31 protein-coding genes are annotated in these 26014 nt (G+C 74.0%); 10 read left to right on the plus strand and 21 right to left on the minus strand.

The window, feature by feature from the left end:
* Positions 1 to 51 precede the first annotated feature (51 nt).
* The 8 genes from ACYVM4_RS15780 to ACYVM4_RS15815 all read right to left on the minus strand — a co-directional run bounded on the left by ACYVM4_RS15780 (position 52) and on the right by ACYVM4_RS15815 (position 6789).
* Positions 52 to 669 carry a maleylpyruvate isomerase family mycothiol-dependent enzyme gene (locus tag ACYVM4_RS15780; protein ID WP_460669142.1) on the minus strand — a complete coding sequence of 206 codons (618 nt, stop codon included), beginning with the start codon at positions 667 to 669 and terminating at the stop codon, positions 52 to 54.
* 27 nt (positions 670 to 696) lie between these two features.
* Positions 697 to 1065 (minus strand): VOC family protein, encoded by a 369-nt coding sequence (locus tag ACYVM4_RS15785; RefSeq protein WP_368822469.1) that lies wholly within the window; start codon positions 1063 to 1065, stop codon positions 697 to 699.
* A gap of 80 nt (positions 1066 to 1145) precedes the next feature.
* Positions 1146 to 2399, minus strand: coding sequence for a sensor histidine kinase (locus tag ACYVM4_RS15790; RefSeq protein ID WP_368822470.1), 1254 nt, complete (start codon positions 2397 to 2399; stop codon positions 1146 to 1148).
* Positions 2392 to 3105: a response regulator transcription factor gene (locus ACYVM4_RS15795; RefSeq protein ID WP_368822471.1), complete on the minus strand. Its 714-nt coding sequence runs from the start codon at positions 3103 to 3105 to the stop codon at positions 2392 to 2394. The genes ACYVM4_RS15790 and ACYVM4_RS15795 overlap by 8 nt, the downstream gene beginning before the upstream one ends.
* Before the next feature lie 19 nt (positions 3106 to 3124).
* Positions 3125 to 3505, minus strand: coding sequence for a hypothetical protein (locus ACYVM4_RS15800; RefSeq protein WP_460669143.1), 381 nt, complete (start codon positions 3503 to 3505; stop codon positions 3125 to 3127).
* On the minus strand, positions 3505 to 5325 hold the full coding sequence (locus ACYVM4_RS15805) for an Ig-like domain-containing protein (RefSeq protein ID WP_460669144.1): 1821 nt from the start codon (positions 5323 to 5325) through the stop codon (positions 3505 to 3507). Before ACYVM4_RS15805 ends, ACYVM4_RS15800 begins: the two co-directional genes overlap by 1 nt.
* 161 nt (positions 5326 to 5486) lie before the next feature.
* Positions 5487 to 6140 (minus strand): signal peptidase I, encoded by a 654-nt coding sequence (locus tag ACYVM4_RS15810; RefSeq protein ID WP_460669145.1) that lies wholly within the window; start codon positions 6138 to 6140, stop codon positions 5487 to 5489.
* Between the two features lie 88 nt (positions 6141 to 6228).
* Positions 6229 to 6789 (minus strand): TasA family protein, encoded by a 561-nt coding sequence (locus ACYVM4_RS15815; protein ID WP_460669146.1) that lies wholly within the window; start codon positions 6787 to 6789, stop codon positions 6229 to 6231.
* A gap of 407 nt (positions 6790 to 7196) precedes the next feature.
* Between ACYVM4_RS15815 and ACYVM4_RS15820 the strand changes: the two genes are divergently transcribed.
* Entirely contained in the window at positions 7197 to 8228 is a 1032-nt protein-coding gene (locus ACYVM4_RS15820) for a peptidase (RefSeq protein WP_460669147.1), read from the plus strand.
* Positions 8229 to 8386: 158 nt separating this feature from the next.
* On the plus strand, positions 8387 to 10645 hold the full coding sequence (locus ACYVM4_RS15825; RefSeq protein WP_460669148.1) for an esterase-like activity of phytase family protein: 2259 nt from the start codon (positions 8387 to 8389) through the stop codon (positions 10643 to 10645).
* Positions 10646 to 10722: 77 nt separating this feature from the next.
* On the opposite strand, the gene ACYVM4_RS15830 is transcribed toward ACYVM4_RS15825, so the two are convergent.
* A complete protein-coding gene (locus ACYVM4_RS15830; protein WP_460669149.1) occupies positions 10723 to 11451 on the minus strand; it encodes a Pr6Pr family membrane protein in 729 nt (242 codons plus the stop codon).
* 92 nt (positions 11452 to 11543) lie between these two features.
* On the opposite strand from ACYVM4_RS15830, the gene ACYVM4_RS15835 reads away from it, so the two are divergent.
* Positions 11544 to 12392 carry a GmrSD restriction endonuclease domain-containing protein gene (locus ACYVM4_RS15835; protein ID WP_460669150.1) on the plus strand — a complete coding sequence of 283 codons (849 nt, stop codon included), beginning with the start codon at positions 11544 to 11546 and terminating at the stop codon, positions 12390 to 12392.
* A 142-nt stretch (positions 12393 to 12534) separates the two neighbouring features.
* Here ACYVM4_RS15835 and ACYVM4_RS15840 read toward each other — a convergent pair whose 3' ends face one another.
* A complete protein-coding gene (locus ACYVM4_RS15840) occupies positions 12535 to 12849 on the minus strand; it encodes a hypothetical protein (protein ID WP_368822482.1) in 315 nt (104 codons plus the stop codon).
* 474 nt (positions 12850 to 13323) lie between these two features.
* On the opposite strand from ACYVM4_RS15840, the gene ACYVM4_RS15845 reads away from it, so the two are divergent.
* A complete protein-coding gene (locus ACYVM4_RS15845; RefSeq protein ID WP_368822483.1) occupies positions 13324 to 13956 on the plus strand; it encodes a dihydrofolate reductase family protein in 633 nt (210 codons plus the stop codon).
* Between the two features lie 95 nt (positions 13957 to 14051).
* Here ACYVM4_RS15845 and ACYVM4_RS15850 read toward each other — a convergent pair whose 3' ends face one another.
* Positions 14052 to 14939 carry a LysR family transcriptional regulator ArgP gene (locus ACYVM4_RS15850; protein WP_460669151.1) on the minus strand — a complete coding sequence of 296 codons (888 nt, stop codon included), beginning with the start codon at positions 14937 to 14939 and terminating at the stop codon, positions 14052 to 14054.
* Positions 14940 to 15009: 70 nt separating this feature from the next.
* Here ACYVM4_RS15850 and ACYVM4_RS15855 point away from each other — a divergent pair, with 70 nt between their 5' ends.
* On the plus strand, positions 15010 to 15606 hold the full coding sequence (locus tag ACYVM4_RS15855; RefSeq protein WP_460669152.1) for a LysE/ArgO family amino acid transporter: 597 nt from the start codon (positions 15010 to 15012) through the stop codon (positions 15604 to 15606).
* Between the two features lie 24 nt (positions 15607 to 15630).
* Here the strand turns inward: ACYVM4_RS15855 and ACYVM4_RS15860 are convergent, their stop codons facing one another.
* Entirely contained in the window at positions 15631 to 16083 is a 453-nt protein-coding gene (locus tag ACYVM4_RS15860; protein ID WP_460669153.1) for a hypothetical protein, read from the minus strand.
* A 188-nt stretch (positions 16084 to 16271) separates the two neighbouring features.
* Here ACYVM4_RS15860 and ACYVM4_RS15865 point away from each other — a divergent pair, with 188 nt between their 5' ends.
* A complete protein-coding gene (locus ACYVM4_RS15865; protein ID WP_460669154.1) occupies positions 16272 to 16769 on the plus strand; it encodes a DedA family protein in 498 nt (165 codons plus the stop codon).
* Between the two features lie 80 nt (positions 16770 to 16849).
* Positions 16850 to 17167, plus strand: coding sequence for a hypothetical protein (locus tag ACYVM4_RS15870; protein WP_460669155.1), 318 nt, complete (start codon positions 16850 to 16852; stop codon positions 17165 to 17167).
* A gap of 28 nt (positions 17168 to 17195) precedes the next feature.
* Here ACYVM4_RS15870 and ACYVM4_RS15875 read toward each other — a convergent pair whose 3' ends face one another.
* From ACYVM4_RS15875 to ACYVM4_RS15895, 5 genes are all read right to left on the minus strand, one after another.
* Positions 17196 to 17336, minus strand: coding sequence for a hypothetical protein (locus tag ACYVM4_RS15875; RefSeq protein WP_460669156.1), 141 nt, complete (start codon positions 17334 to 17336; stop codon positions 17196 to 17198).
* Between the two features lie 33 nt (positions 17337 to 17369).
* Complete coding sequence (locus tag ACYVM4_RS15880) at positions 17370 to 18437, minus strand: FAD-dependent oxidoreductase (protein WP_460669157.1); 1068 nt, start codon at positions 18435 to 18437, stop codon at positions 17370 to 17372.
* Between the two features lie 196 nt (positions 18438 to 18633).
* Positions 18634 to 19353 carry a GAF and ANTAR domain-containing protein gene (locus tag ACYVM4_RS15885; RefSeq protein WP_368822492.1) on the minus strand — a complete coding sequence of 240 codons (720 nt, stop codon included), beginning with the start codon at positions 19351 to 19353 and terminating at the stop codon, positions 18634 to 18636.
* Between the two features lie 261 nt (positions 19354 to 19614).
* Positions 19615 to 20514, minus strand: coding sequence for an alpha/beta hydrolase fold domain-containing protein (locus ACYVM4_RS15890; protein WP_460669158.1), 900 nt, complete (start codon positions 20512 to 20514; stop codon positions 19615 to 19617).
* A 25-nt stretch (positions 20515 to 20539) separates the two neighbouring features.
* Positions 20540 to 21088, minus strand: coding sequence for a CueP family metal-binding protein (locus ACYVM4_RS15895; RefSeq protein ID WP_460669159.1), 549 nt, complete (start codon positions 21086 to 21088; stop codon positions 20540 to 20542).
* 161 nt (positions 21089 to 21249) lie between these two features.
* Between ACYVM4_RS15895 and ACYVM4_RS15900 the strand changes: the two genes are divergently transcribed.
* A complete protein-coding gene (locus tag ACYVM4_RS15900) occupies positions 21250 to 22062 on the plus strand; it encodes a hypothetical protein (protein WP_368822496.1) in 813 nt (270 codons plus the stop codon).
* 109 nt (positions 22063 to 22171) lie between these two features.
* Here ACYVM4_RS15900 and ACYVM4_RS15905 read toward each other — a convergent pair whose 3' ends face one another.
* The 3 genes from ACYVM4_RS15905 to ACYVM4_RS15915 all read right to left on the minus strand — a co-directional run bounded on the left by ACYVM4_RS15905 (position 22172) and on the right by ACYVM4_RS15915 (position 24113).
* Positions 22172 to 22534: a YciI family protein gene (locus ACYVM4_RS15905; protein ID WP_368822497.1), complete on the minus strand. Its 363-nt coding sequence runs from the start codon at positions 22532 to 22534 to the stop codon at positions 22172 to 22174.
* Between the two features lie 35 nt (positions 22535 to 22569).
* Positions 22570 to 22914 (minus strand): nuclear transport factor 2 family protein, encoded by a 345-nt coding sequence (locus ACYVM4_RS15910; protein WP_460669160.1) that lies wholly within the window; start codon positions 22912 to 22914, stop codon positions 22570 to 22572.
* Positions 22915 to 22976: 62 nt separating this feature from the next.
* Positions 22977 to 24113, minus strand: coding sequence for a Gfo/Idh/MocA family protein (locus ACYVM4_RS15915; RefSeq protein WP_460669161.1), 1137 nt, complete (start codon positions 24111 to 24113; stop codon positions 22977 to 22979).
* Positions 24114 to 24289: 176 nt separating this feature from the next.
* Between ACYVM4_RS15915 and ACYVM4_RS15920 the strand changes: the two genes are divergently transcribed.
* The gene (locus ACYVM4_RS15920) at positions 24290 to 24964 is read left to right on the plus strand and encodes a hypothetical protein (protein ID WP_460669162.1); all 675 of its coding nucleotides are present in this window, start codon (positions 24290 to 24292) and stop codon (positions 24962 to 24964) included.
* Between the two features lie 43 nt (positions 24965 to 25007).
* Positions 25008 to 25166: a hypothetical protein gene (locus ACYVM4_RS15925; RefSeq protein ID WP_368822502.1), complete on the plus strand. Its 159-nt coding sequence runs from the start codon at positions 25008 to 25010 to the stop codon at positions 25164 to 25166.
* Between the two features lie 73 nt (positions 25167 to 25239).
* Here the strand turns inward: ACYVM4_RS15925 and ACYVM4_RS15930 are convergent, their stop codons facing one another.
* Positions 25240 to 25983, minus strand: a complete 744-nt coding sequence (locus ACYVM4_RS15930) for an ABC transporter permease (protein ID WP_460669163.1) — start codon at positions 25981 to 25983, stop codon at positions 25240 to 25242.
* Positions 25984 to 26014: the final 31 nt, after the last annotated feature.

Genomic DNA, 26014 nt, shown 5'->3' on the forward strand with positions numbered 1-26014 from the left:
CCGGGCCGTCGCCGCGCCGTCGTCCTGGCGTGGGTGCTGCAGCACCGGCGCTCAGCGCGCGAGTGCTGCCGCTCCCGGGCCGGCGAGCTCCTCCGGGCCGACCGGGCGCCCGGACACCGCCAGCAGCAGCGCGAGGGCGCGGCCGTGCACCTGCGGACCCGTCCCGGTGTCGAGGTCGGCGTCGGTGGCCACGAGCCGCAGTCCCGCTGCCCGCTCCTTGCCGCCGCCGAGCTTCACACTGGTCTTCAGTTGATGGCGCAGGGCCTCGCCGACCGGCCCGGCCGGACAGACGTGGGTGAGCGAGAGCGGGCGCCGGATGTCCTCCCCGTGCACGAACGCCTCCACCAGCCGGGTGGCGGGGGGCGCCGGCGCGCTCGTCGTGCGGCCGCTCACCGCGCGGAACGCGGCGAGCGTCTCCCGGGGATCCGCTCGGCGCTCCCGTGCGATGCCCCGGGCGTTGCAGCGGTCGAAGTCGAAGCCGGCGGCCGCGAGGCGGCGGAGGAAGCCCAGGCGCGTGGTCCTCGCGTCGTCGACGAGGTGGGCCAGGACGTCGTGGACGTCCCAGCCGGGGCACAGCGAGGGGGTGACCCACTGCTGCGGCTCGAGATTCCCCAGGTCCCGGATCAGCGCCCGGCGCTCGGCGTGGACCACGGGCCAGATCTCGCTCATGCGGTCTCCTGGGTTCTCGGCCGGTCGTCACGCCGCGTTCTCGGCACCTGTCGGCGCTCCGCCGAACCAGATCTCGTTGCCCTCCGGGTCCCGGAACAGCGCTTCCCGCATCCCGTCGGGGTAGTCCTCCCACTCGGCGGGCTCGATCCCCCGGTCGGCGATCCGGGCGACCCAGGCCTCCAGCTCGGGGACGGCGCCGACGAAGATCGTGTGCCGGGAGTGACCGGCGTGCTCGGGCCGGTGCACGATGAACACGGAGCGGTGCTCGGCCAGGTCCCACACCGCTTCGGTGGGGCCGGCGATCAGGTCGGGCGGTGCGCCCAGGAGGCGTTCGTACCAGTCCAGGGCGCGCGCGTAGTCACCGACGGAGATGCCTGCGTAGAGGTCCAGGGCCATGCTCGAACGCTACCGAGGTGAGCGCGTCCTGGGAACGGCTCGGCCGCGAGGTCGTGCGGCCGGGGGTCTCGTCCCGATGCTCACGCGGTGGCCGCCGCCGGTCTCGCGTGCTGGGGCAGCCGCAGCAGGAACGTGGTGGTCGGGGTGGACTCCAGGGTCAGGCTGCCGCCGAGGGACTCCGCCAGTTCGGCGGCCACGGTCAGCCCGATGCCCTCGCCGTCGTCGCGGGTGCTGACGTGGCGGTCGAAGATGCGCTGGTCGACGGGCCGGGGACCGTCGTCCTGGACCGTGATCGCCCAGTGGGTGCGCGCGTCGCTGGCCCGCACGCGGACGGCGCCGCGGCCGTGCCGCAGGGCGTTGTGGACGAGCACGTCCAGGATCTGCTGCAGCTGCCCGGGGTGGGTGCGGATGCGGGCGGGACGGGGAGACATGGCGGTGACGGTGCGGCCCTCGGCACCGGCCTGACGGTCCCATCGCTCGGCGGTCTCGGCGGTGAGCAGGGCCAGGTCCACGGGCACCGGACGCTCCAGGCGGCGGCCTCGGGAGTGCTCCAGCAGCTCGGTCACCGTCCCGCTGAGCCGGTCCAGCTCGCGCAGCGCCCGGTGGAGCTGGTCGGACACCGCGGGGACGGTCTCGGGCCAGTAGGTGAGGTCCTCGAGTTCCAAACGGAGGGCGGTGAGCGGGGTCCGCAGCTGGTGGGAGGCGTTGGCCGCGAACTGCCGCTCGCGGTGCAGCAGGGCCTCGAGCTGCCGCGAGCTGGTCTGCAAGGCGGCGCCGATGGCCCGGGCCTCGGGCAGCGAGGAGTCCAGCGGCGGCAGGGTGAAGGTCCCGTCCCCCAGCCGACGGGCTGCCTCGGCCAGTCGCTGGAAGGGCTGCGCCAGCCGGCGGGCCAGCAGGACGGCGGCCACGGCGGCGAGGACCACCAGGACGAGGCCGATGACCACCAGCGGCATCACCGCCTCGGAGATGCGCTCGCTCACGGACGCGCCGGTGCGGGTCAGCTCCACGGTGGTGCCGTCCGGCAGGGGTCGGATCTCGACGATGTCCGCGGCGTGCGCCTCGGCGGTCCCGGTCGAGGCGAGCACCCCGCCGGCGGCGTCGCGGTGGACCACCAGCTCGCCGTCCCCCGCGAGCTCTGTCAGGTCCTCGTCGTCGGTGCCGCCGGTGCGCGAGCGCTCGGTGAGCACGGCGGCCACGAGGTCGGCGGAGCGCTCCGTCTGCTGTGCCGCGCTGGTCTGCACGCGGTCGGCCAGCATGTAGACGCGGGGCACCGCGTACAGGACGATCACGGTGAGCGTCAGCCCGACGAGCACCGTGATCAGCCGGTCACGCATCCGGCGGGCCGTCCTCGAGGCGGAAGCCGATCCCGCGCACGGTGACGATCTGGGCGGGCGCGCCGGAGTCCACCAGCTTGTGCCGCAGGCGGGCGACGGTGACGTCGAGGGTCTTGGTGGAGCCGAACCAGTTCTCGTCCCACACGCGGTCCATGAGGTGCTCCCGCGTGACCACGTTCCCGCGGACGCCGTCGAGCTCCGCCAGGACGTCGAACTCCTTGGCGGTCACCGGCAGGACGGTGTCCGCCACGAAGGCCTGCCGGGACTGCGGGTCCACGCGCAGTCCCTGGGCGGGCCGCGGCACGGGCGCGGTGTGCGGGACGGGGGCGGTGTGCGGACCGGCCTGCCGGCGCAGCAGCGCCCGGACGCGGGCCAGCAGCTCGGCCAGGCTGAAGGGCTTCGCCATGTAGTCGTCGGCGCCCACGTCGAGGCCGACCACCCGGTCGATCTCCGAGCCGCGGGCGGTGAGGATGAGCACGGCCCCGGTGTAGCCGTCCTCCCGGGCCTGCCGGCACACGTCCAGTCCGTCCCCGTCCGGCAGCCCGAGGTCGAGGACGACCAGCGGGAACCGCCCGGTGGCGGCACTCACGAGGGCGGCCCGACCGGTGCCCACCCGCTCCACGGCGTACTGCTCCCGCTCGAGGGCGCGGGTCAGGGGGAGGGCGATGCCGTCGTCGTCCTCCACCAGGAGAATGCTGGGGGCCATTGCAAAAGCATATCCATGCTCATGGACCGGTCGGCTGATCGGCGTCATGTTTCGGCCGCAGGCCCACCAGGACGACGACGGCGCCCAGCACCGCCGCGGCCGCCGTCACGGTGAGGCCGGTCCGGGCGGCCGCACGACCGAGCCCGGGCAGGCCGAGCGTCAGCAGCAGCCCCTCCGCGAGCAGCGTCAGCGCCGCCACGAGCACGAGGACGAAGCGTGCCGTGAAGCAACCGCGGATCCGGAGGCACACGGTGGCCGCAGTGCCCAGGACGGCCCCGGCGAGGAGCAGCACACTCAGGTACGCGGCCTCGTCCCGGATCAGCACCGCCTGGGCGGCCAGGACGGCGGCGAGCAGCGCCGCGGCCACGGCGGTGGCCCGGCGGGGGGCGGACCCGGCCATCAGAACTCCCGGTCCAGGGCGCCGGTCTCGGTGACCGGGCTCGTCGAGCTGGGCTTGCCGGCCAGATCGACGGCCGCAGCCGAGGGCGTCCACACCATGGCGGCCCCCGTGGAGACGGTGCGCAGGCTGCCGCTGCCGCTGGTGGCCGCCCCCAGCGTGACGGTGACCGTGCTGCGGGTGACCCCGTTGACGACCACCGTGCTCATGGTCATCGTGGCGTTGAACGTGGCGGTCCGGCCGCTGCGGATGTAGGTCTGCCGCAGGTTCACCGAGCCGAGGTTCACAGCGCTGCCGGTGCGGCCCACGGTGAGGACGGAGCCCGTGCTGGTGCCGTTGAGCGTCACGACCACCGGGACTGCCTGGGTGCCGTCCCAGCCCGGCGTGACCGAGGACGGGGCGATCTGTCCCGTGTACGTGTAGGTGATGCTGTCCCGGGCGTCGAGCCGGCCGGCCGTGGTGCTGCCGTTGGCGGTCTGCACGTCGGCGCCGCGCAGCGGAGCGTTGTCCACCTGCCGGGCGGTGACGAGGGCGGAGACGGTCTCCCGGTTCTGGGCGTCCTTGAGCACGGCGCGCAGGTCGTAGGACCCGTCGGTCACGCCGGTGGTGGTCCAGTCGCAGGTGTAGGGGGCGGTGGTGTCGGTGCAGATCGTGGTGAAGGTGCTGCTCCCGGTCCGCGCGTACTGGATCTGCAGGGACTGGACGCCCGCGGTGGAGTTGGCGACGGCGGTCAGCGTCTTGACACCGCTGAGGTAGGCCCCCGGGTCCTCGAGCGAGACGGAGGAGACGGTGTTGTCGACCGCGCGGTTGGTCACCGCGGCCGACGTCGTGGTGTTCCCGGCGGCGTCGGTGGCGACCGCCCGGAAGCTGTACGTGCCGTTGTCCAGTCGCGTGGTGTCGAAGCGGCAGCTGTAGGGCTCCTCGGTGATCACGCACAGCTGCTGATAGCTGGTGCTGCCGGCGGAGGCGTACTGCAGGACGACCTGGCCGATCCCGGAGTGCGCGTCGGCGGCGGTGGCGGCGAAGGTGCGGGTGCCGCTGAGCGGTGAGCCGGGGTCGGTCATGGTGACGGGCGTCGGCGCGGTGTTGTCGATCAGGACGTCGGCTCGGATCGCGGAGTAGCTGGTCGTGGCGCTGTTCCCGGAGCCGGACACGGCCACCGCCCGCAGGTCGTAGTCGCCGCTGGACACGGTCGTGGTGCTCCACGAGCAGGAGTACTGGCCGGTCTGCGCGGCGCACGCCGTGGTCCACTTGGCGCCGGTCACCCCGGTCGCGAAGTACTCGAAGCGCACGGCGGGAACGGTGCTGCCGGAGTGGACCACCGTGGCCGTGAGCTGCACCGAGCCGCGCAGCACGTCCCCGGGGTCGGCGAGGAACACGGTCGAGCTGTTGGCCACGAGCGAGCTCGCGCTGCTCGAGATGGCGCTGTAGCCGGCCTTGTCCGTGGCCACCGCCCGCAGCGCGTAGGAGCCGTCGGCCACGGTGCTGGTGGTCCAGGCGCAGCTGTAGGGCGACGCGGTGACGGTGCAGACGGTCTCCCAGGTCCCGCCGGTGGAGGGCTGGTACTGGATCTCCACTCCGGCGATCCCGGACTCGGCGTCAGTGGCCGTGGCACTCAGCGTGACCGTTCCGGTCACCGTCGACGCGGGGGCGGTCAGCGCGACCTTCGGGGGCGTCCAGTCGGCGGCGGCCCGGACGGTGCTCTGCGGGTTGGCGGAGCGGCTCGTGAAGGACGCGGTGGAGAACTGGGCGGTGCCGGTGAGCCCCAGGAGCAGACCGAGCACGACGACGAGAGCAGCGGTCGCAGCGGTTCGTGCGGTCATGGTGATCAGTGGCTCCCGGGGCGTGGGTCGAGGTCGGCGTGGGCGAGGTCCGGACGGGCAGTTCCCACGCTAGAGAGCGGGTGGCAACAGGCCGGTGACAAAGGACGCCCGCAGCCCCACAGTTCGGCAACACCTCCCCGGGGGGGCGTGTGCGGCCCCGGTCAGGCCGGCGCCGCGGCCTTCCGGCCGGGAGCTCCACTCCCCTGCGGGCTCTCAGCGCGTTCCCGCGCAGTGCCGTCGCGTTCCCGCGGAGTCCCGGTACGTTCCCGCGGAGTCCCGGTGCGGGACCGGGGGCGGCGCAGGACCTGGACGACCTCCACCGCGCAGCGGAGGGCGATGAGCCCGGCCGGCACGCCGATGACGAGCTGGCGGACCTGCGGGTCGGACAGGGCGATGAACGCCCAGCCCAGGTGGGGAACGGCGTGGTCCAGGCGGGCCTGGGTGGGTCCGGGCAGCTGGAAGGTCCACGGGTCGGGATCGGCGTTGGCGTCGCCCTGGGTCCGGAAGACGGGACCGGTCTCGGAGGCCTCGACGGAGAGGACGCGGTGGGTGACCAGCTCGGTGAGCCCGGAGTCCGGTGGCGGCAGATAGGTGATGACGTCGCCGACCGCGAGGTCCGCCACCGGCACCGGGCTCTCGATGGCCAGGGTGCCCTTCTCGAAGGTCCCGGACATCGAGGCACCGGTGATGACGTAGCGCTCGTAGCCCAGCGCACCGGGCACGAGCATGGCCAGCGCCAGGGCCAGCACCGCGAGGGCGGCCAGGTTCAGCACCACCCGGGAGACGGCCCGGGCCACGGTCCGCGCAGCACGCACGGCGTCCTCCTGCTGCGGGCGCACGCCCGCGGTCGTTCCGAGCAGAGACGGCGGGGCCGGTCCGTCAGGACCGGCCCCGCCGGATGGATCACTGGTTGGTGGTGGTGCCCGCAGCCTGCACCGCGTCCCAGCTGTAGGTGGCGGTGGCGGTCTTGCCCTGCTCCGTGTTGTCGGCGGCCTGGGCCAGCGTGACGCTGAAGACGAACGTCTTGGCCTGGCCCGGGGCCCAGTCGCCCAGCGCCAGTGGGCCGGCGGCGGCGAGCTCACCGAAAGTGCCGGTCCACACCGGCACGGTGGAGCCGGACTCGGTGATCGTGAGCTTGAGGTTGGACTTGGTGGTGAAGCCGTTGGTCGCGGTCTCGGTGAGCTTGAAGCCGGCCGCCAGGGTGCCGGAGTTGGTGATCGTCACCGAGCCGTTGAGGGTGTCGCCAGGCTTCATGTTGTTCAGGTTGAACACCGCGCTGTTGGCCTTGGAGTTGGTCTGGGTCAGCGTGCCGGTGGTGAACGCGTTGGCGGAGTTCACCGAGCTGGAGGTGAAGTCCGCGCCGGAGCCCACCGCGAGCGCGGCGGCGGCGGCGAGGCCGGCCAGGGGGACGAGGACCCGGTAGCGGCGGGGGCGGGAGACGGTGGCGGCGGCGATGGCGGTCATGGGAGGAGCCCTTCGTTCGGTGGTGCGCTGCGGCGATCTGTTGTCTCCCAAGCTACGGAGCGCCGTTCCACCGTCAGGCCACAGATCTGCCTCGGGGAAGCCGCAGTTCCACCACGCCCTCCGCCGAGCGCGGCCAACTCCTACATCCAGGCAACAAGGCAGTGCACGGAGCATCTTCTTCTGTGGGCGCCTCGGGGGACAGCCGTCGTCGTCGGCTGTCGGAGGTGGTCCCCGAGGAGGCCGAGCGCGCGCCCGGGCCGCGGCATCGGCGTCGGACCGGTGTCGGCAGGAGAGTGGACGACGGATCTCCCGTCACAGAGGAGACGGACGGTGATCCGCCGTGTTTGCTTTCGTACACTTCAGTACGACCTGCGCGACCGCCCGATCCAGCACAGAAGCCAGGAACCATGCACCAGCCCGGTGGCACCACGCCGCACCGGGGAGCGTCGCCCCCGACTCGCGACGAACGCACCGCCGCCCCGCGCCTCAAGAGGTCCCCGAGCGGACGGACTCCGCAGTGGGTGCTCGACGACGCGCTGGAGCAGCAGCGGCAGGCCCTGCTGAGCCCGGGCAGACGACGGCGCCGGGCCCGGCGTGCCGCCCGGACCACCCGGGGGTCCGCTCGCCGCTGGGCGACGGTGCCCGGGAGTCGCTGCAGGGCGTGGGGCGCGACGCCGGCCGTGGGCGTCGTGGTGCTGCTCATGCTGTGGTTCACGCCCGGACTGTTCCAGGACTACGCGCTGCCGGTCATCCGCCCCTATCTGCCGAACGCGTCGGCGCCCCCGCCCGGGGGCGGGGCCGCCCCGGCGCCGCTCGGCACGCCCCCGGCGGTCGAGGACGCCGGCGGCTACCGCTTCATGGACTCCCCGGATCCCGCCCAGCCGATGGTCGCCTACGACCCGTGCCGGCCGGTGCGCTACGTCGTGCGCCCGGACGGGGCCCCGCCGGGCGGCGGGCAGCTCGTCGAGGAGGCCGTCGCCGAGATCTCCGCGGCCACGGGCCTGCGGTTCGTCTCCGCCGGGACGACGACGGAGGCGCCCACCGAGCAGCGGGCGCCCTATCAGCCGGACCGGTACGGCCGGCAGTGGGCGCCCGTGCTCGTCGCGTGGTCCGACGAGACCGAGGTGCCGGGTCTGGCCGGGAACGTCGTGGGCCTCGAGGGCAGCACGGCCCGGCAGGCGGCCGGGCGGCCGTTCGTCTACGTCACCGGTCAGGTCGCCCTCGACGCCCCCGGCCTGGCGCAGGTGCTGGACCACCCGGACGGAGCGGCCCACGTCCGCGCGACCATCATCCACGAGCTGGCGCACGTGGTGGGGCTCGCCCACGTCGAGGACCCCGCGCAGATGATGCACCCGGCGGGCGGGGCCACGGTGCTCTCCGCCGGGGACCGGGCCGGCCTGGCGGAGCTGGGCTCCGGGGAGTGCGTGCCGCAGCTCTGACCTCGCCCGCCCCGCACCGGCGGCCCTCCCGCCGCACCCCGACCCCGGCACGGAACCGCAGGTCACAGCCCGGTCGGTGAACGTCCGGCGCGGCGTCGTTCGCCGTCATGTTCCCCGGACGCCACCGGCCGGCCACGCCCCGGACCTACGCTCGGCGCATGCGCAGAGTCTCAGCAGCCGCCGCGCTGGCCGCGGCCGTCTTCTTCACGACCACGCCGGGGGCGGTGGCCCACAACGGCGACCCGGGCCGAGGGCCCGCCGGCGCGCCCGTGCTCGAGCAGCGCGCCACCCTCTCCGCCGACCACCTCGCCGAGGGCCCGCCGTCCGGGGCGGACGCCACACCGGCGAACGGCCGCACCGGGCCCTTCGACGGCCAGGTGATCCCCGGGTTCTCCGCCATGGTCGACAACGGTGACGGCACCTTCTGGGCCATGCCGGACAACGGCTTCGGCAACCAGGAGAACTCCGCCGACTTCCTGCTGCGGCTCTACCGCATCGCCCCGCAGTGGGAGACCGCCGAGGGCGGGGACGGGGACATCGAGGTCCAGGACTTCGTGTCCCTGCGCGATCCGCACCACCGGATCCCCTTCCCCCTGGTGCACGAGGACACCGAGGAGCGGCTGCTGACCGGCAACGACTTCGACGTCGAGTCCGTGGTCCGCCAGCCGGACGGCACCTTCTGGATCGGCGAGGAGTTCGGCCCCTTCCTGCTGCACGTGGACGCCGAGGGCGTGGTGCTCGAGGAGCCCGTCCCGCTCGCCGACGTCCGTGACGGCGGGGAGGGGACGCTCCGGTCGCCGCAGAACCCCGGCCTCGAGGACGGGGAGCGGCCCGCCGTCGGCGCCAGCAAGGGCTTCGAAGCCATGGCGGGCTCGAAGAACGGCCGCTACCTCTACCCGATCCTGGAGGGCGCCCTCGCCGACGACGACGATCCGCGCCGCCGGCTGGTCCTCGAGTTCGACACGAGGACGCGGGAGTACACCGGCCGCTCGTGGGACTACGAGACGGACACCGACGCCAACCTCGTGGGCGACGCGTTCCTGACGGGTCAGAACCGGCTCCTGATCCTCGAGCGCGACGACTTCGACGGCGCCGCGGCGGTCACCAAGCGCGTCTACGCCGTCGACCTCCGCCGCACGGAGGACTCCGGGCACCTCGAGAAGAAGCTGGTCGCCGACCTGCTGGCCATCGACAACCCGGTCGGCATCGGCACCGGGGCCTCCCCCGGCGCCTACGGCGTGGGCGAGCAGTTCTCCTTGCCCCAGCAGTCGGTCGAGGTGCTCCTGCAGCTGCGGGACGGCCGCCTGCTGGTCGGCACCGACAACAACTACCCGGGCAACGACGCCCGCTACCCCGGCACCCCGGACGACACCGAGCTCATCGTGCTGGACCGCGAGCGCCTCGAGCCCGGGGCCGGGACGGGCACCGAGGTGATCGGTCACCGCGGCGCCTCCGGGTACCGGCCCGAGCACACGCTGGCCTCCTACCAGCTGGCCATGACGCAGTGCGCCGACCACATCGAGCCCGACCTCGTCCCCACCAAGGACGGTGAGCTCGTGGCACGGCACGAGAACGAGATCGGCGGGACCACCGACGTCGAGGACCGCCCGGAGTTCGCCGAGCGGCGCACCACCAAGGTGATCGACGGCGCCGAGGTCACCGGCTGGTTCACCGAGGACTTCACGCTGGCCGAGCTGCGCACCCTGCGCGCGGAGGAGCGCATCCCGGAGCTGCGGCCCGGCAACACCGTGTTCGACGGCCTGTACCCGGTCCCGACCTTCGAGGAGGTCGTGGACCTGGCCCGCCGCTCGCGCACGTGCGACGGCGAGCCGATGGGGATCGCGCCCGAGCTCAAGCACCCCACGTACTCCGACTCGATCGGCCTGTCCCTGGAGGAGAGGGCGGTCGAGGTGCTCGAGACCAACGGGTACGGCGACGAGGGCGACCCGGTGGTCCTGCAGAGCTTCGAGACGGCCAACCTGCGCGAGCTCGACGGGATGACCGACGTGCGTCTCGCCCAGCTGGTCAACTGCTCGGGCGCGCCGTTCGACCTCGTCGCCGCGAGTGACCCGCGCACGTACGCGGACCTCACCACGGCGCAGGGCCTGGCGGAGATCGCGTCCTACGCCGACATCCTCGGCGCCTGCAAGGACGTCATGATCCCGCGGGAGGCCGACGACACCCTCGGCGAGCCGACGGCCGTCATCGCCGACGCCCACGCCGCGGGCCTGGAGGTCCACGGCTGGACCTTCCGGGCGGAGAACTTCTTCCTGCCGGCCGAGCACCGCTCGAGCGCCGACCCCCGGGAGCACGGCGATCTGGCCGGTGAGATCAGGGCCTTCGTGGAGGCCGGCATGGACGGGCTGTTCTCCGACCACCCGGATCTCGCGGTCGCGGCCGTGGACGACGCGTTCTGACGGCCCGTCCCGGCGACGCCCTCCGACGAGCCGCCCCCAGGACCTCCCCGCCCGGCCGGGCCGGGCGGCCCGGCCCGTCAGCGGCTGCGCTCGCCCCCGTCGTCGTCGTGGTTGTCGTCGCCGCTGTCGTCGACGGGAAAACCTGGTCCTCGCCGGGAGATCCCGACGAGGACCGCGGCGGTCGCCGTGATCGCCACCGCGAGCACCGCGACCCAGGCCGCCACGGACCCGTAGCCGCCGGCCGACTCGTGGGGGTCCAGGAACGGATAGGGGTACCACCAGGGGTTGCCGGTGCCCTCGTCCAGCACGAACGGCGCCCGCGCCAGCGTGCAGCCCGCCCAGAGCACCGGATAGACCACGATGCCCCCGACCGCCCGCCACCGGACCCGGTGCCGCCCCGGGGCGAGCAGCCAGTCCAGCAGCGCACAGACCGGGACGATCGTGTGCAGCACCTCGTTGGCCCACGGCTGCTCCAGGCCCAGCTCCTGCGGGAGCCCGCGCAGCAGCGCGTTGTAGACCACCCCGGTGGTGACCGTGTACGTCGTCGCCGCCGCCCGCAGGGCACCGAGCCAGCCGGGGTCGGCGCCCCGCCGGGCGAGCAGGAACCACGCCCCGATCCCGAACACCACGGCGTGGAACAGCGAGGTCTGGATGGTGAAGTAGCTGAAGAAGTTGACGACGTCGACCGCGATGGCCCGGTCCCCGCGGTCGGTCCAGAACCTCAGGTAGGCCTGCAGCCGCCCGGCCACGGCCGCGACCAGGGCCAGGCCCATCAGCACGCGGGCCGCGGCGAAGAACCGTCTCATGTCTGCCTTCCTCCGGTGCCGCCATCAACCCCGACCGGCTGACCTGCGAGAATAGGACCTCCGAGACCACCGGCCGGAGCGGAGGGAACACCGTGCGCAGGTTCGAGCCACCCCAGCCCCGTGCGCGGTGGGCGGTGCTCGTCCCGCTCGTGCTCGCCCTGGGCTCCCTGGCCGGGTGCACCCCGCAGGCCACGGAGGGCGCCTCCCCCGCAGCGCGAGCGCTCGCCGCCCTGCCGGTCGAGGACGCCGGCTCCGGCGAGGACTACGACCGGCTCGCCCAGTTCGGGGACTGGGCCGATCCCGACGGCAACGGCTGCGACGCCCGCAACGACGTCCTGGCCCGGGACCTGACCGGTGACGTCGTCGACGACGACGGGTGCAGGGTCCTCTCCGGGACCCTCGAGGACCCCTACACGGGGCGGACGATCGCGTTCGAGCGCGGACCGCTGACCTCCGCCGACGTGCAGATCGACCACGTGGTGGCCCTGAAGAACGCGTGGGTCTCCGGGGCCGACCGGCTCGCCCCGGACGAGCGCACGGCCCTGGCCAACGACCCCCTGAACCTGCGGGCCGTGGACGGGCCGACCAACGGGGAGAAGTCCGCCGCCGACGCCGCCGAGTGGCTGCCGCCGAACGAGTCGTTCCGGTGCGAGTACGTGGCCACCCAGATCGCGGTCAAGACCCGCTACGAGCTGTTCGTGACGGCTCGCGAGCGGGACGCCATGGCGGACGTGCTGGCCGGGTGCCCGGACCAGGACGTGCCCAGCGACGTTGCGCCCGCCGCAGACGCCGCCGGCGCGGGGCCGTCCCCGGCGGAGGAGGTCTACTACGCCGACTGCTCCGCCGTGCGCGCGGCCGGCGCGGCGCCTCTGCGCTCGGACCAGCCCGGTTACCGCCCGGCGCTGGATCGGGGCGGGGCCGAGGGCCTGGCCTGCGAGTGACCGCAGGCACCGAGGGACGAGGCTGCTGCGGCAGCGCTCGTGCCGCCGCACGGGGTGCGCGCCGCCTCATCCGCTGCATGTCTTCGGGTGCGTGCCGGACGACCGTCGTCGGCCCGCCCACCGCCCTGCCCGATCCGCGGCATCACCTCGCGCGGCGGCAGGCGGGCTCGCTCGTGTAGGTGAGCATCACCTCGTCGTCCTCGGGGCGCTCCCGGAAGGAGCGGTGGGGGACGGCGGCCAGCACCGCGGTGATGACCGCTTCGTCGTCCTCGGGGCGTTCCCGCTCGGGACTCCACCGACGGGGGGAACGCCCGACGTTCTCGACCGGCGAGGCGCCGTGCCGGGTCCGTTCGAGGAGCTGCGCCGGGAACCCTCGAACGGTGCCCTCGATCTCCTGGGGTGCCGGCTGTGCAGGAGGTGTTGATCCGGAGTGGATGCTGGTTGCCGTGGTTGTCATGCTTCCCTACTTCGTTGTAGTGGTGTGCCTGGCCGGTGTCCGCCCGCGCAGGGCGTGAGGGGCCCGGCGAAGTGCTCCGCTCCCTGGACCCCGCTCCGTCGCGGGGCCTGTGGGATCTCGGTGGTCCGGGCGTGCTCGTAGACGCCGAGGACTTCAAGAGGTGCAGACGCCGCACTGGTGGGGACTCGCGTTCGCCCGCAGGTGCACCTGACCCTAGTGAACTCGGTCATGGACCGGAACCACTCGACGAAATATGTCGACTCATCGGGACGCGGGGACGAGCAAGAGCTCGCGGGGCCCTGCGCGACCCGGGAGCCCGGGCCGGCGGCCCGGCGTTCGGCGACGCTTTCGGAACGCACCAGCGCCCGGCCTGCGCCGGCGCAGGTCCCGGCGACATGCGGCTCTTTCCCCGAGTGCGCCGAGCAGTCATCATCGTCGGAGGACTGAGTCGCCGGGATCGAAGGAGCACCGACCATGTCACTGGCCCGCGTCCACAGCTTTTCCATCTCGCTCGACGGCTTCGGCACCGGTGAGGGCCTGAGCCAGGACGCCCCCTTCGGGCACGCCGGGGAGAGGTTGCATCAGTGGATGGTCGCCACCCGGTGGTGGGATCCCGGCGGCAGCGGTGGCGTGGACGACGCCTTCGCCCAGCAGCACGGTGTGGGGATCGGCGCCGAGATCATGGGGGCGGGGAAGTTCGGGCCTCCCGGGTGGCACGATGACCCCGGGTGGAAGGGCTGGTGGGGTCCCAACCCGCCGTTCCACACACCCGTCTTCGTCCTCACCCATCACCTGCGCCCATCGATCGAGATGGAGGGCGGCACCACGTTCCACTTCCTGGAAGCCTCACCCGCGGAGGCCCTCGAGACGGCTCGCGAGGCCGCGGACGGCCGGGACGTGCGCATCGGTGGCGGTCCCACCATGGTCCGCGACTTCCTGGCGGCCGGGCTCGTCGATCATCTGCACGTGGTGGTGGTCCCGATCCTGCTGGGCCGTGGTGTGCGGCTCTGGGAGGGGCTCGAGGGTCTGGAGGCGGGCTACCGGGTCGAGGCCACCTCCTCGCCCAGTGGAGTCACCCACGTGACCTTCACCCGGACGGGCGCCTGAACCGCCCCGGCCGGGGGCCTTGCGGCTGTCGCGACCCATGGCCCCGACCGGCCGATGCGTCGCCGAGGCCCCGTGGCGGCGGCGGAGGCCGCCGCTCAGCCGTCCTGCGCCGTGCTGCGCAGGTGCGCCCGGCCGATCCGGCGGACGCACTCGGTGATGCGGTGCAGCCGCCCGGAGTCCAGTGACCAGCTCTGCCAGTAGAGCGCGACGTCGTGGTGCGCGTGGTCCTCGAGCAGGTCCAGGGACCCGTCGGCGAGGTCCGTCCCCAGCTGCAGCTCCGGGAGCATGCCCCAGCCCAGGCCGGCCCGCACGGCGGCGAGGAATCCTTCGGCGGACGGGACGGTGTGGGTGGGTGGGGACCGGTCGACGCCGCGGGCGCGCAGGGCGTGCTGCTGCAGGTCGTCCTTGGCGTTGAAACGGAGCACCGGCATGTCCGCCCAGTCGACGCCGGCGTCGGTGGCGAACCGCCGGCACAGGGCGGGAGCGGCGACGGGGACGTAGCGCATGTAGCCCAGCCGCTCGAGCCGGCACCCGCTGACGGGTGCGGGATCCCCGGTGACGGCACCGATGACGTCCCCTTGGCGCAGGAGCCGGCTGCTGTGGTCCTGGTCCTCCATGTGCAGGTCCAGGGTGGTGTCCGTCCAGCCGGCGGCCTCCTGCAGGACGGGCACGAACCAGGTGGCCAGGGAGTCGGCGTTGACGGCCACCGGGGTCACCGTCCGGGAGGAGATCCCGTGGCCGAGGGAGTGCAGGGTCTCTGCTTCGAGGACCTGCACCTGGCGGGCGGTGCGCAGCAGCACGGTCCCGGCCTCGGTGGGGGTGCAGGGCACGCCGCGGCGCACCACGACCTGTCCCACGGAGGTCTCCAGGGCCTTGATCCGTTGGCTGACCGCCGAGGGGCTGATCCCCAGGGCGTCCGCGGCGGCCTCGAAGGTGCCCTCGTCGACGATCGCGGTCAGGGCGCGCAGGTGCTCGAAGTTCATGAAGCAAATCTAATGCAGCGCCAGTTTGTTTCGTTTGTCTGAACCCGAGGGACTGACTACCGTCGAGGCCATGTGGAGCATCTGGGGCACCGGGCTGATGAGCGGGCTGGCACTGATCGTCGCCCTCGGCGCGCAGAACGCGTTCGTGCTGCGGCAGGGCATCCGCCGCGAGCACGTGGGCGTGGTGGTGGCGCTGTGCGCGGTCAGCGACGCGGTGCTGATCCTCGGCGGCACGGCCGGGATCGGGGCCCTGGTGTCCCGGTTCCCCGAGGCCCTGAACGTGCTGCGGTGGGGTGGTGCCGCCTACCTGGCGTGGTGGGCCGTGCGTTCCTTCGCCTCGGCCCTCAAGCCGTCCTCCTTGACCGCGGAGGCCCCCCGGTCCCGCGGATCGGTGATCGCCACCACCCTGGCCCTGACCTACCTCAACCCCCACGTCTACCTCGACACCGTGGTGCTGCTGGGCAGCCTCGCCAACCAGCACGGCCCCGACGCCCGGTGGATCTTCGCCGGCGGGGCCGTGGTGGCCAGCGTCGTCTGGTTCTCCGTCCTGGGCTACGGCGCCCGGGCGCTGTCCGGGGTGCTCAGCAGCCCGCGCACCTGGCGGGTGGTGGACCTGGTGATCGGCGTGGTGATGCTCGCCCTGGCCGTCAAGCTGATCCGGGGCTGATCCCGCCGCCACGCACCACGACCGCTACCGCCCCGATGTGCTCTCGTGGGACTCCGGGCCGGACCGTGCCGAGACCGGATCGCCCTCGGCCGGGATCGGCTCGCCGGCGGCAGGGCCCTCGGCGGCAGGGCCCTCGGCGGCCGGGTCCCCGGCGGCAGGGTCCCCGGCGGCAGGATCCTCGGCGGCAGGATCCTCGGCGGCCGGCTCCTCGGTGGCCGGCTCCGGCGGCGTCGCCTCGGTCCAGGAGGCGCCGGGCTGCCGGGGCACCCCGGCGGCGAAGGCCCGCCGGACGGCTTCGGCCTGCTCCTCGGGGCCGGCGTGCTCGGCGGCGGCGATCACCGTGGCGAACGCCTTCGTGTCCCGGACCAGCTCGGTGATCGTCTCCGGCGAGTCGACGCACCAGGCGTAGGCCGTCGCGTAGTCCACGGGGCGCCCGTTGGCGGTCACGGTCCCGTGCTCGTCGATCTCCACGCTCATGCGTCCTCCTCGGTCGGGGCGCCGGCTCCGGGGGCGGGCCGGACGTACGGCGAGAGTACCCCGGGCCGCACGACGGGACCGGAGGACGGCTCCTGCCGACCGGGGCCGCCCTGCCTCCCGGCGTGCACCCCTCCCAGAGTGACAACCTGTCGTCAGTGGTTGTCAGGCGCGCTCTCTAGACTGGACGGGTGCAGGCCTGGCTGGAGTCCCTCCCCCTCGGGGCCGCGATTCTGTTCTTCTGGGCCGGCGCCGTCGTGCGGACCACCACCATCTTCGCCCTGGGCCGTGCCGCCGCCACCGGTGGGAGCCGGCGCTCCGACCGCGTCCGCGGGCTCATGGACACCGCGGTCTACCGGCGGGCCCAGCGGCTGGTGCACCGCTGGGGCGTCCTGGCCGTTCCCGCCTGCTTCCTGACCGTCGGCCTGCAGACCGCCGTCATCCTCACCACCGGCGTCACGGGCATGCCCCTGCGCCGGTGGGTCCCCGCGATGCTCGTCGGCACCCTCATCTGGGGTGTCGTCTACGGCACCGTGGGCATGGCGGTCGTCTGGGCGTGGCTGGATCAGCCGTGGGTGGTCGCGCCGGTCGTCGTCGTGGTGCTCCTGCTGCTGCTCGGCCGCAGGGCCCGCGCGCGGTACCGGGCCCGCGGCGAGCGGCGCGACGAGGACCTGCCGATCTCGCGGTGAGGCCCCCGGGCCCGGCGCAAGCCGACCGGCCCCCCGCCGGTCTCAGCGAACTCTTATGAATGGGTAGTAATATTTCGGCAGTGATGTCACCGATGCACACCCCCATTCCCCACATGTATGCCGCGCCCCTCTATGCCGCCGAGCGGCTGCTCGCGGAGGCCATCCACGACGAGCACGTCAGCGTCGACGCCGTGGTCGTCCTCGACGCCCTGGCCGAGCACGTCACGGCCGAGGAGGGTCCCGCCCTCGAGGCCGTCGCCGAGGACGCCCAGCTCACCTGCGAGGAGCTCACGGCCGCTCTGGGCGACCTCGAGGACCTGGGCTACCTCCAGGAGCTGGCCGAGCACGCGCCGCCCCTGTCCGCCCTTCGCGCCTCGCTCCTCGGAACGGCCGCCTGACCCCGGAGGGACGGAGCCCGGGACCGGCTCAGTCCTGCTGGTCGGACTCCTCGTTCTTGGGGTCCCCGTGCTCGTGCGGGATCGGGGTCATCTCGGTGGTCATGTCGGCGTCGTCGTTGGAGGCCGCGTCCTCGATGGGGTCCGGGCTGGAAGGGGGCTGCTCGCTCACGGGGTGCTCCTTCGTCGGAATGGCTCAGTGGTCTCAGCCTACGGCTCCGGCGGGAGCCGGGGACAGCAGCCGCACCGCCTCGCGGGCGGCCGCCCGCCCCGCACGGGTGGCGCCGAGGGTCGAGGCCGAGGCGCCGTAGCCGACCAGCAGCACCCGCGGGTCGCGGAGCACCCGCACCCCGTCCACCCGGATGCCGCCGCCCGGTTCGCGCAGCCCCAGGGGGGCCAGATGGTCCAGGGCGGGCCGGAACCCGGTGGCCCACAGGATCGCGTCCGCCCGCACCTCCCGGCCGTCGGCGAGCCGGACACCCGCGGGCGTCACCGCCCGCAGCGGCCCGGCCGAGACGAGCGTGCCGCTCTCGATCCCGGCCCGGTACGGCGCGGACAGCGGCAGCCCGGTGGCCGAGACCACGCTGGCCGGCGGCAGCCCAGCCCGGGTCCGCTCGTCGACCCGGCGCTCGACGTCCCGCCCCCAGTCCGGGTCGAACTCCCGGTCCGTGAAGCGCGGGGGCCGGCGGGTGACCCACGTGGTGGTGGCGCCCGCCGCGGCGAGCTGGAGCAGGAACTGCACGGCCGAGGTGCCGCCGCCCACGACCACCACGTGCCGGCCGCGGAACTCCTCCGCCGTGCGGAAGTCGTGGGTGTGCAGCTGCCGCCCCCGGAAGGACTCCCGCCCCGGGTAGTACGGCCAGTACGGGCGGTCCCAGGTGCCGGTGCCGTTGATCACCAGCTCCGTCCGCCAGGTGCCGGCGTCCGTGATCACGTCGAGCGGTCCGTCGTCGGACTCCGTCTCGACCCGGCGCACGGCGACGGGCCGGTGGACCGGCAGCCCGAAGCGCCGCTCGTACTCGCCGTAGTAGCGGGCGACGACGGCGGAGGCCGGCTCGGCCGGGTCCGGCACCCCGAGGGGCAGCCCGGGCAGGTCGTGGATGCCGTGCGCGCCGCCGAAGGTGAGCGAGGGCCAGCGGTGCCGCCACGCTCCTCCTGGACCGGGATTGGCGTCGAGGACCACGAAGTCCTCCTCGGGGACCAGTCCCCGGCGCCGCAGGTGGTGGGCCGCGGACAGACCGGCCTGCCCCGCCCCGATGACCACGACCTTCATGCCGCACTCCCTTTTGGTTGATGTATCACCAATCAGGCAACGGCTCGGGCGCCCGGGCTATTCCGGCCCGTGGCGCGCGAGGGGAGGCCCGCGCTCCCCCGGGCACGGGACCTGCAGGGGAACGCTGCCGGCGGAAGCTCCGGTGCGTGGTCCCGGTCCGTTCGGGGAAGGCCGTCGGCGCACCGGGCGCCTGTGGCTACCGGGTGGGATCGGAGGTGCGCCCCAGGACCTGGCGGGCGATCTCCACCAGCGGCCGGGGGTCGGCGCGGGCGGTGTCCAGCAGCAGGGCGCGGGCCCGGTCCTCACTCAGATCCCGGCGTTCCATGAGGATCCCGACGGCCACGTCGACGGACTGGCGGTCGCTCAGCGCCCCCTGGAGGGCGGTGCTGAGCCGCTGCGGGGCTTCGCTGACCTGTCCGGCGCTGAGGAGGGTGGCCGCGGCCCCGGCCAGCAGTCCCAGCATGTGCTCGTCCTCGACGGTGAAGGCGTGGGCGGTGGTGGCGCAGACCTTCAGCGCGCCGAGCGTCTCCCCGCGGACCACCAGCGGGGTGCTCAGCATCGAGCGCACTCCCAGCTCCAGGGCTGCCGCCGACCACCCCGGCCAGTGGGTGTCGGTGGCGGTGTCGTCGATGCGCTGGACGGCGCCGGTGGCCCACGCGGACAGGCACGGGCCTTCACCGACCTCGTACTGCAGCTCGTCGACGGCTTCCACCAGACGACCGGTGACCGCGGTGGTCATCTCCTGCCCCTCGGCCTCCAACAGGGTCACTCCGGCTCCGGCGGCGGAGTCGATCAGGTCCCGGGCCACTTGGGCCAGCTGGTGCACGGCGTGGGTGGAGGCTTCTCGGCCGAGCAGCATCCCGTGGATGCGTGCGAAGACGGTGGTCAGTTCGATGGTGGAGGAATCAGGTTTCACAAGGGATCACACCGTTCGGGAACGTCCGTCCGGAGACGGCCCCGGGAGATGACCTCCAGACGGCGTCCACTTCTTCCCATAGCCCTCGAAGTCCTGACGTGCCAGTCTACGCCCGTCCCGGCAGAAAGGACCCGGGGAGGTGCCGGGACCTGCCGGGGTCCGCGCGCGCGGGCACGGCCGGGCGCCGCACCTCGCATCCTCTCGGGCGCGGCGGGGGAGTCCTCCGGACGGACCTCGCCGATCCGCGGCGGGTCCGGCGGACTACCCCGCCGCCGGGAAGGGGGCCCCGAGCAGGGAGCGCACGTGCCGCACCGCCCGGCGGGCCTCCGGCGTCCACCAGGCGCCCACGTAGACGTGGAAGGCGCCGGGCTCGTAGAGCAGCTTCCCCGGGTTGCCCGCCCGCGCCAGGTCCCGGGCGAAGGCCAGGGCGTCGGCGGCCAGGATGTCCTTGCCGCCCTGCACCACGTGCACCGGTGGCAGCCCGGCCACGTCCCCGTAGAGCGGACTGACCAGCGGATCGGTGAGCGCGCGGTCCCGCGCCCAGGCCGCGGCCAGGGGCACCACCCGGTCCGTGCTCAGCATGGGGTCGTGCGGGTCGATCTCCCGCACGGCCGGGTGCGTGGCGGAGACGTCCACCGCCGGGGAGAAGCCCACCACGTGGTCGGGCAGCCGCCGCCCCGTGTCCCGCAGGCGCATGGCCAGCCCGATCGCCAGGCACCCGCCTGCGGAGTCCCCGGCGACCACGATCCGGTCCGCGCCGGGCCGGGCCACGAGGTCCGCCCAGGCCGCGGCGAGGAAGTCGTAGCCCTCGTCCACGTGGCCCTCCGGGGCCAGCCGGTACAGGGGGACTGTGACCGTGGTCCCGGTGTCCTTCACGAGCTCGCGCACGATCCACCAGTGCGCCGGCAGCAGCGGGTTCACGAACGCTCCGCCGTGCAGGTAGATCAGGTGGGACCCGTCGGCCCCGGCGCGCGGGGTCAGCCGCAGCAGCGGGCGCCCTGCCACCTCGGTGCGCTCCACGGCGTGCGAGCGCCGCAGGTCGGCCGGGATCCTGGCCGGCTCCGGATAGCGGCGCCCGTGCAGCTGCTCCACCGGGGTCCACGGCTGCAGGCGCGCCCGCAGGCGGACCGCCTGGGCCGTCACGGCCATGCTGATGCTCATCCGGTCGCCTTCTCTCGCGCCGGGCTCAGGCCAGCTGCATGGTCGTGAGGCAGGTCGGGCTGTCCCGGGTGGTCGCGAACCCGGACTCGGCGCGGCCCTGCTCCGAGCTGATCTCGAGCGTGCCGGTGATGTCCTTGGGCAGCCAGAAGCCCACGAACCCGTTCTCGTAGCTGGTCACGCTCTCCTCCACCAGCACGGCCCCGGAGTCGTCGGTGATCCGCACGTCGAAGTCCTCGCCCACGAGCTCGCCCTGGCACCCGGAGAGGCTGTGGGAGAAGCACTCGTGGGTCGTGGTGGTCCACGGGGCGACCGCGAGGTAGAAGCGGTCCTCCGGCATGGGCAGGGTCGTCTCGGTGGTGCCGTCGTCGAGCACCACCTCGTCGTAGGTCACGGAACCGGCGAGCCCGGCGTCGCGGTCCTCGTGCGTGCGGTCGAGGTGCTCGACGACCTCCTGCGTGCTCACGTCCTCGAGCCCGTGCTCCCGGAGCAGGTCGTCCTGCTCGGAGCTCCCGCCCGCGCAGGCGGAGACGAGGAGGAGGGCGGCGGCGGACACGGCCAGCACGGCGGATCTCATGGGTCCAGGATATCGGCGACCCTGGGAGGGGCCCGCTCCCCCGCCGTCGCCCCAGGACACCCGGCGGTGCCCGGCTGGGAACTTTCCGGGGACCGGCCACAGACTCCGCACCGGCGGCTACAGTGGATGTCCAGTGGTGTGAGGGTTCGGGAGGATCCGCCATGAACAGCACCGAGAACAACGACGTCTCCGGGATCGTGCTCCTGATCGCCGGGGCGGTCGTCCTGTCCGTGGTCTCGTTCGTCCTCACCCACCTGGGCACCATCCTTCTCGTCCTCCTTGCCGTGGCCGTCCTGTGCCTGCTCGGCGTGCTCCTGCGAGCGCTCGCCCGCTCCCTGACGGAGCGTGCGAGCGCAGGGCGGCGGAGCGCACCGCGGGCGACCGCGCGGACAACCGAGCGGACCGCGGAGCAGGCCCGCCGGACCGCCGCGGAGGACATGCGCACGGCCTGGCTCCGGTGGCAGCTCGGCGTGCTGCCACCGCAGCAGCGGCACGGGGACGCGACCTTCATCGCCGCCCGGCTGGCCGAGATCCCGCGGGCCGAGTGGGACACGACCCGGCTCCGGCGGCACGGCCAGGCCCTGTGGTCAGTGCGGGAGGCGGCCGCCAGGACGCCCCTGCACGGGGAGGTCGAGGCCCGCCTGGACCGGGTGGCCGCCATGCTCTCGGAGCTGACCGACGAGGAGTTCGACACCCACCGCGGCCAGACCGACGACCGCTACCTGTACCACCCGGACCGCGAGGTCCGGGCCGCCTACCTGGCGGGCGGCTCGCAGGGCGTGGAGGCCATCATGGCCACCATCACCGCCGTCCGCGCCCAGGTCCGTGAGGACGCGGCCGCCCGGGCGGCCGCGGACTCCCTGGCGCGCGAGCGCAACGCCGCGCTCCGGGCCCTGCGGGAGACCCGCCGGCCGGCCCGGCCGCGGGACGCCCACGCCGCCTGGGAGGCTCAGGCCGAGCAGATCGGCCGGTGAGCGTCTCGCGGGTGCCGGCCGCGAGGGGGCGCACGAGGTCGGCCTTCGAGGGGAGGCGCAGGTCGAGCGTCGCCGGGGTCGTGCCGGCCGCGACTGACCGGGGCGGGCGCTACGCCAGGTGCTCCTCCGGCTCGCCCTGGAACTCGCGCACCTCCACCGGGAGGGTGGTCGCCTGCGCCAGCTTCCGGCCCCACTCGATGGCGGCGTCGTAGTCCGGGGCGGCCACGATGCAGATGCCCCCGGCGTGCTCGTCCTCGCGCTCGTACGGGCCGTCCGTTGTCACCACGTCGTCGCCGTGGAAGCGCACGACGACGGACGCCTCCGCCCGGTCCAGGCCCCCGGCGAAGACCCACGCCCCGGCCGCCCTGAGCTCCTCGTTGAACGCGGCGACGTCCCGCATCACGGGTTCGAGGATCTCCGGGGCCGCCGGTCCGCCGTCGGGCTGTTCGATGCTGAGCAGGTAGTGCTTCATGGCGAGTCTCCTGGGCGTCGGATGGTCCTCGGAGTCTACGGTCGCGGCGGGCCGCCGAAATAGACCTGGGCCTCCACGACCCGCCCGTCGCGCACGGTGATCGCCTCCATGTTCCGGAAGGTCCCCCCGGTGCGGAGCTCGTACTCGTACCGGACGAGCACGAGGCCGGGCTCCGCCTCGACCACCTCGAGCAGGTCCTGCCGGGTCACCCGCTGCGCCGTGGGGAAGCACCGCTCGAAGTACGCGGCCCGGTCGATGTGGTCGTCCTGCGGGGACGTGAAGCGGAACCCGTCCCCGACGAGCGCGCGGGCCGCGGCCTCGTCCTGCGCGAGGTAGGCGGCGAAGAGCCGCCGGACGACGTCCGTGCTGCCGGTGCTCATGCCCGCAAGCTACGCCCGGGCGGGACGCGGGACAAGCACCCGGGCCGGTCCGTCCGCGGGGCTCAGCCGTTCTGCGGGACCTGGGCCACCAGCTCGTCGTCGCCGGGCTCCGTCACGGGCGGCAGGGCCCGGGCCTGGTCCACGGAGGGGCGCACCGCGCGGTCGGCGGGATCCAGGCGCACGGTCCGGCCCGTCCCGAGGGACGCGAGCACGGCCTCGTGCACCCGGATGTCCATCAGCCCCTCCTCGCCGTCGGCCTCGGGGGCGGTGCCGGCGAGGATGCAGTCCGAGAAGTACTCGGTCTGGCCCGCGAACTGCTCCACCGGGTCGTGGGCGCGGGTCTCGCTCCGCCCGTCCCGGGTCACGGTCCAGCTGATGCCCACCTCGGGGCCGAAGCCGAAGCACGGCTGCGCCGCGACCACCCCCTCGGTGCCCACGACCGTGAGCTGCTCGGTGGCCTCGCCCGCGTAACTGATGGTGAACTGCGCCAGCCGCTGCCCGGGGAAGCGCAGCGTGACCGCCACGGTGTCGTCGAAGTCGAAGCCGCGCCCCGGGGTCCGCACGCCCATCGCGTGGACCTCGAGGGGCTCGGCGGCGAAGAGGTGGCGCACCGCGTTGAGGGGGTAGCTGCCCATGTCCGGGATGGGCCCGCCCCAGAACCCGGAGTGCCCGCGGTGGTTGGCCTCGTCGATGTTCTGGGTGAAGACGGCGGTGAACAGCCGCGGGTCGCCCACCAGCCCCTCGTCCCGGACCCGGGTGATCAGCTCGAGCGTGCCGGGCTCGTGGTGCAGCCGGTACGCGACCATGAGCCGGGCCCCGCCGCGCGCGGCGTCGTCGACCATCGCCCGGCAGTCCTCCACGGACGTCGCCATCGGCTTCTCGACCAGCACGTGGACGCCCGCCTCGAGCGCCGGCTCGGCGAACTCGCGGTGCCGGAACACGGGCGTGGCCACGTAGACCGCGTCCACGTCCCCGGAGGCCAGCAGCGCCGGGTAGTCCTCGTAGGAGTACGCGGGCACGTCGTACTCGGCCGCGAGCTCCCGGGCCTTGTCGGGGGTGCCGGTGACCAGCGCCGCCAGCACGGAGTTGCCGGCCCGGGCCATGGCGGGCAGGAACGCCTGCTGGGAGATCTGGCCGAGCCCGACCACCGCGTAGCGCACGGGGCCGTTCGTCGAGGGGGTGGTCCGGGGAGAGGTCATGGGGCATCCTTCGCGGTCGGGGCGGACGGACGGTCCCGGCCAGACTAGCCGCGCGCGGCCCCGGCAGGCGGGAACGGGCCGGGCCCTCCCGGATGTCCCCGGATCTCCCCGGATGCGCGATCATGGGAGGTCCGAGGGACCGCTGACGCGTCCGTCCCCGCCCGTCAGGAGGATCCGTGCCCAAGAGCAAGCCCCGCAAGAAGGCCGCCGCCAAGAAGAAGCAGCAGCGGCGGGAGTTCCACGCCGCGGCCGGCGCCCGCACCGTCGACATCGAGGGCGCCGCCCAGGGCACGTGGGACGACGACGCCCAGGAGCTGCTCGTCGCCCGCGGCTGGGTGGCCTACCGGGACCTGGAGATGGACCAGCTCGGCGACGGCTGGGAGTGGCTGCCGTCCCAGCTGCCCCTCGACGCCGGCGTGGGCGGGGAGCCCGGGCCCACCACCGTGTTCGCCGCGGCCGAGGGCGGTTACGACGTCGAACTGGCCAACGCGAACGGCTCCGTGGACCCGGACCGGGCGGGCCACTACGACACCCTCGAGGACCTCGTGGCGGACCTCGACAGCCTCGAGGCCTGGCGCGTGCCGGCCGGCGAGTACGTCCTGCCCGAGGTCCCCACCTTCTCCGCGGACACCCCGTGGGCGATCTGCCAGCTCTGGGCCGGCGGGATGATCGACCACTGGGAGCTCGCGGCGGACCTCCTCCACTTCCCGTACGAGGAGACCGAGGAGGGCTTCGCCGCGGTCGAGCGCGCCCACCGGACCGGGCTGATCCCCGCGCAGCTCTACGCCGCGATCCGCGCCGGCCGGGACGCCCAGCAGGATCCTCTTGTCGGGGGTCCGGGCCCGGCGTAGCGTGAGCCGGGACCATCACCCTGCTGAGCGCACGAGGAGCGGCATGAGCGAGACGATCCCGGACCCCGCCGAGAACCGGCCGTCGCAGGCCGAGGGGGACGTCCCCGAGGACCAGAGCGTGCAGTCGGCCGTCGACCCGGCCGGCAACAAGCCTTCCCAGGCCGAGGGGGACGCCCCCGAGGACGCGCCGGGCGACGACTGAGCCCTCGCACGAGCGCGCCCGGGTGCCCCGGACCGGGGCGACCGGGCGCGCTCGTGCGCAGGATCCGGGCGGGTCACGCCGTGGGCACCGTCCTGGCCCGGCCCAGCGCCTCCACGAGTCCCACGGCCACGAGCGATCCCGCGGCCAGGATCGCCGCCAGCACGACCAGCTGGAACCGGCCCGCCTCCAGCGGCGACGCCCCGGCGAAGACGGCGCCCACGAACGCCCCGGGCAGGACGACCATCCCGGTGGTGCGCGTCTGGTCCACCGACGGGACGAGCGCCTCGAGGACGGCCTGGCGGGCGATGTCGAGCGTCGACCGCCGGGGCGTGGCCCCGAGCGCCAGCCAGCCCTCCACCTCCGGGCGCCGTTCCACGACGTCCGCGCGGAACCGCCGGCCCGTGAGCGTGGCGATGCTCATCGTGTTGCCGATGACGATGCCTCCGACGGCCAGCACGTTCTGCGGTGCCACCGCGATCGCACCCGTCAGGAACACGATGGCCAGGGTCACCGCCGCGGCGAGCAGCATGACCAGCCCCAGCCACAGCAGCGATCGCACGTCCGCGTGCAGGCGCCCGCCCGCGGTCAGCACCGCCGCCACGAGCATCACGCCCAGGGCGAGCCAGACCCACAGGAGGTTCTCGATCACCGACGAGAGCACCAGGCTGAGCGCGGCGAGCTGGGCGGCCGCGCGCAGCAGGGCGAGCCCCGGAGCGGACCACCGGGGCATCCCGCGGCTCGCGAGCGCCGCGGCGGTGACGGCGGCCAGGAGGCCGATGCCCAGCAGGGTCGGGAGGGCCACCGCGTTCCAGCTCATGCGGCGAGTCTAGGGTCGTCGGGTCGCCGCT

This window comes from Kocuria himachalensis, assembly GCF_054784195.1.

Excerpts from the sequence above, each read along its gene's own strand:
- ACYVM4_RS15860 (WP_460669153.1), bottom strand. The coding sequence starts at position 16,083 with ATGAGCGTGGAGATCGACGAGCACGGGACCGTGACCGCCAACGGGCGC.
- ACYVM4_RS15790 (WP_368822470.1), bottom strand. The coding sequence starts at position 2,399 with ATGCGTGACCGGCTGATCACGGTGCTCGTCGGGCTGACGCTCACCGTG.
- ACYVM4_RS15925 (WP_368822502.1), top strand. The coding sequence starts at position 25,008 with ATGAGCGAGACGATCCCGGACCCCGCCGAGAACCGGCCGTCGCAGGCC.
- ACYVM4_RS15850 (WP_460669151.1), bottom strand. The coding sequence starts at position 14,939 with ATGAACTTCGAGCACCTGCGCGCCCTGACCGCGATCGTCGACGAGGGC.
- ACYVM4_RS15825 (WP_460669148.1), top strand. The coding sequence starts at position 8,387 with ATGCGCAGAGTCTCAGCAGCCGCCGCGCTGGCCGCGGCCGTCTTCTTC.
- ACYVM4_RS15840 (WP_368822482.1), bottom strand. The coding sequence starts at position 12,849 with ATGACAACCACGGCAACCAGCATCCACTCCGGATCAACACCTCCTGCA.
- ACYVM4_RS15815 (WP_460669146.1), bottom strand. The coding sequence starts at position 6,789 with ATGACCGCCATCGCCGCCGCCACCGTCTCCCGCCCCCGCCGCTACCGG.
- ACYVM4_RS15820 (WP_460669147.1), top strand. The coding sequence starts at position 7,197 with ATGCACCAGCCCGGTGGCACCACGCCGCACCGGGGAGCGTCGCCCCCG.
- ACYVM4_RS15905 (WP_368822497.1), bottom strand. The coding sequence starts at position 22,534 with ATGAAGCACTACCTGCTCAGCATCGAACAGCCCGACGGCGGACCGGCG.
- ACYVM4_RS15895 (WP_460669159.1), bottom strand. The coding sequence starts at position 21,088 with ATGAGATCCGCCGTGCTGGCCGTGTCCGCCGCCGCCCTCCTCCTCGTC.
- ACYVM4_RS15830 (WP_460669149.1), bottom strand. The coding sequence starts at position 11,451 with ATGAGACGGTTCTTCGCCGCGGCCCGCGTGCTGATGGGCCTGGCCCTG.
- ACYVM4_RS15910 (WP_460669160.1), bottom strand. The coding sequence starts at position 22,914 with ATGAGCACCGGCAGCACGGACGTCGTCCGGCGGCTCTTCGCCGCCTAC.
- ACYVM4_RS15900 (WP_368822496.1), top strand. The coding sequence starts at position 21,250 with ATGAACAGCACCGAGAACAACGACGTCTCCGGGATCGTGCTCCTGATC.
- ACYVM4_RS15855 (WP_460669152.1), top strand. The coding sequence starts at position 15,010 with ATGTGGAGCATCTGGGGCACCGGGCTGATGAGCGGGCTGGCACTGATC.
- ACYVM4_RS15880 (WP_460669157.1), bottom strand. The coding sequence starts at position 18,437 with ATGAAGGTCGTGGTCATCGGGGCGGGGCAGGCCGGTCTGTCCGCGGCC.
- ACYVM4_RS15805 (WP_460669144.1), bottom strand. The coding sequence starts at position 5,325 with ATGACCGCACGAACCGCTGCGACCGCTGCTCTCGTCGTCGTGCTCGGT.
- ACYVM4_RS15915 (WP_460669161.1), bottom strand. The coding sequence starts at position 24,113 with ATGACCTCTCCCCGGACCACCCCCTCGACGAACGGCCCCGTGCGCTAC.
- ACYVM4_RS15780 (WP_460669142.1), bottom strand. The coding sequence starts at position 669 with ATGAGCGAGATCTGGCCCGTGGTCCACGCCGAGCGCCGGGCGCTGATC.
- ACYVM4_RS15930 (WP_460669163.1), bottom strand. The coding sequence starts at position 25,983 with ATGAGCTGGAACGCGGTGGCCCTCCCGACCCTGCTGGGCATCGGCCTC.
- ACYVM4_RS15890 (WP_460669158.1), bottom strand. The coding sequence starts at position 20,514 with ATGAGCATCAGCATGGCCGTGACGGCCCAGGCGGTCCGCCTGCGGGCG.
- ACYVM4_RS15800 (WP_460669143.1), bottom strand. The coding sequence starts at position 3,505 with ATGGCCGGGTCCGCCCCCCGCCGGGCCACCGCCGTGGCCGCGGCGCTG.
- ACYVM4_RS15795 (WP_368822471.1), bottom strand. The coding sequence starts at position 3,105 with ATGGCCCCCAGCATTCTCCTGGTGGAGGACGACGACGGCATCGCCCTC.
- ACYVM4_RS15845 (WP_368822483.1), top strand. The coding sequence starts at position 13,324 with ATGTCACTGGCCCGCGTCCACAGCTTTTCCATCTCGCTCGACGGCTTC.
- ACYVM4_RS15785 (WP_368822469.1), bottom strand. The coding sequence starts at position 1,065 with ATGGCCCTGGACCTCTACGCAGGCATCTCCGTCGGTGACTACGCGCGC.